The organism is Collimonas sp. (assembly GCF_044339385.1).
Lineage (GTDB): Bacteria > Pseudomonadota > Gammaproteobacteria > Burkholderiales > Burkholderiaceae_D > Collimonas.
In genome coordinates this window covers 1-2,521 of the sequence record NZ_JBIIVN010000232.1, presented here as the reverse complement: position 1 = coordinate 2,521, position 2,521 = coordinate 1, and the positions used below count along the sequence as shown (strand labels likewise).

General features: G+C 59.1%; 2 protein-coding genes. One reads left to right on the top strand and one right to left on the bottom strand.

The window, feature by feature from the left end:
- Nucleotides 1-254: 254 nt before the first annotated feature.
- Nucleotides 255-2,066: an aminopeptidase P family protein gene (locus tag ACIQ0R_RS12240; protein ID WP_395827852.1), complete on the top strand. Its 1,812-nt coding sequence runs from the start codon at nucleotides 255-257 to the stop codon at nucleotides 2,064-2,066.
- Nucleotides 2,067-2,112: 46 nt separating this feature from the next.
- Here the strand turns inward: ACIQ0R_RS12240 and ACIQ0R_RS12235 are convergent, their stop codons facing one another.
- Nucleotides 2,113-2,322: a SlyX family protein gene (locus ACIQ0R_RS12235; protein WP_395827849.1), complete on the bottom strand. Its 210-nt coding sequence runs from the start codon at nucleotides 2,320-2,322 to the stop codon at nucleotides 2,113-2,115.
- Between the last annotated feature and the right edge of the window lie 199 nt (nucleotides 2,323-2,521).

Genomic DNA, 2,521 nt, shown 5'->3' with positions numbered 1-2,521 from the left:
GCCCATCTCTTCTTCAGCCTTATCTATATCAATGCCGAAGAGTAGCAGTTTGCCGGAAAAGTTAACAGCCCCTTCGGGCCTTTATGAAACCGTCTCTTAGAGCTTACCCGCTTTTTCGGTTCGCGGTAGTGACCGATGTCAGGCGCCGTTTTGTGCGTTGCGGTGGTATCCTAGGTGCCACTATCCGAACTACTCATAACAACACTACTCATAACAACACTAAAACTTACCTTTCCTACCATTTCCAAAGCACGATGAACTCCAGAACCTTCTCCCAAACCACTGCCGGTCCGCGCATCCAGCTATTGCGCGATGCGATGAAACGCCACCAAGTCGATGCTTGCCTGATTCCGTCGGCTGATCCGCATTTGTCGGAATACTTGCCGGGGCGCTGGCAAGGCCGGGAGTGGATGTCCGGCTTTACCGGTTCGGTTGCCAATCTGATCATTACCGCCGATTTTGCCGGTTTGTGGGCCGATAGCCGCTACTGGTCGCAAGCCGAAGCGGAATTGGCCGGCAGTGAAATCGTCCTGATGAAAACCCCATCCGGCAACAGCCTGCTGCATCTGGACTGGCTGGCGACCCATCTGCCGGCCGGCAAGACGCTGGCGGTAGATGGCGCAGTGCTCGGCCTGGCGACAGCGCGTGCGCTGGAGCAGGCCTTGACCAAGGGCGGCAGCAAGTTGCGTACCGATATTGATTTGCCGGGGGAAATCTGGAGCGATCGTCCTGGTTTGCCGATGGCCGAGGTCTACCAGCACCAGGCTCCGCATGCCCCTCTGGCGCGCGACGCCAAGCTGGCCAACTTACGGCAGGCCATGCAAGAGCAGGGCGCGCAATGGCATTTCATTTCGACGCTGGACGATATCGCCTATCTGTTCAATCTGCGCGGTACCGATGTCAATTACAACCCGGTGTTTGTCGCTCACGCGTTGGTCGGGCCGCAGCGCGCCACATTATTCGTTGCAGATGGCAAGGTGCCAGAAACCGTGCGCCAGGCGCTGGCGCACGATGGCGTGGATCTGGCGGCGTATGCGCAAGCCGCTGACGCCTTGGCAAGCCTGCCGTCAGGCGCCGCGCTATTGCTCGACCCGCGCCGTGTCACGCTGGGCTTGCGGCAAGCTGTCCCGGCTAGCGTCAAGGTGCTGGAGGCCATCAATCCGACCACTTTCGCCAAGTCGCGCAAGACTGACGAAGAGATTGCCCATGTGCGCGCCACGATGGAGCAGGACGGCGCGGCGTTATGCGAATTCTTTGCCTGGCTGGAGCAGGCTTTGGCTAAGGAGGTTGTCACTGAACTGACGATCGACACCCAGATCACTGCCGCCCGGGCGCGTCGTTCCGGCTTTGTCAGCCCGAGCTTTAGCACCATTGCCGGTTTCAACGCCAACGGCGCGCTGCCACACTATCGGGCGACCCTGGAATCGCATGCGACGATAAGCGGCGACGGCCTGTTGCTGATCGATTCGGGCGGCCAGTATGTCGGCGGCACCACCGATATCACCCGCATGGTGCCTATCGGCCAGCCGTCGGCAGCGCAGAAGCGCGATTGCACGCTGGTATTGAAAGGCGTCATTGCGCTGTCTTCGGCACAGTTCCCGCGCGCCATCAAGTCGCCGCTGCTCGATGCGATAGCGCGCGCACCGATCTGGGCCGGCGGGGTGGATTATGGCCACGGCACCGGCCACGGCGTCGGCTATTTCCTGAACGTACATGAAGGCCCGCAATTCATTTCCGGCAGCGCCGCGCCGGATCCGCATACGGCAATGGAACCCGGCATGATTACCTCGATCGAGCCCGGCACCTATCGCCCAGGCCGCTGGGGTGTGCGGATTGAAAATCTGGTCGTGAATCAGATTGCGGAAGCCACAGAGTTTGGCGAATACCTGCGTTTTGAGACACTGACCTTGTGCCCGATCGATACCCGCTGCCTCGATGTGGGCTTGTTGCGCAGCGATGAAATCGACTGGCTCAATGGCTACCATGCTGAGGTACGCCAACGCCTGTCGCCGCATGTACGCGGTGATGCCAAGTTGTGGCTGGAGCTGCGCACTCAGCCGCTATAAGTGTGGAGTGTGGCCGTCGTGAGTGCTGCCAGCGGCCCGCTACGGTTCAGTAATGCGGCGGCCTTTCGTGCGCTGCTTGTCCTGCATTGCGGCTGTCTTCGGCATCTTTGAGGCGCCGTGCCAGTGTCGTACATAGCGTCTCCAACTGGTCTATCTGCAGTTGCTGTCGATAGACCAGTTTGTTCAATTCATCCAGCATGTCTTCCTGGCGCAATATCTTGATTTCGATATCGACGATGCGGTCTTCCGAGGTCATGTTGTTACGTCCTTCATCTTTTTACGGTGCAAGATGGTAGCGCAATCGCGCTGCCAGCGGCGGATTACGTGCGCGCCGCCCAACCGGTTAGTACCGATGCCACGGCGATAATGGCCTGATGTAAAGTGGACCCATCTGTCCAGACAAATATCTGCATAGTTTAAGAAGCACTTCCTGCCTCCAATACAGCTGCGCGGCG

Excerpts from the sequence above, each read along its gene's own strand:
- ACIQ0R_RS12235 (WP_395827849.1), bottom strand. The coding sequence starts at position 2,322 with ATGACCTCGGAAGACCGCATCGTCGATATCGAAATCAAGATATTGCGC.
- ACIQ0R_RS12240 (WP_395827852.1), top strand. The coding sequence starts at position 255 with ATGAACTCCAGAACCTTCTCCCAAACCACTGCCGGTCCGCGCATCCAG.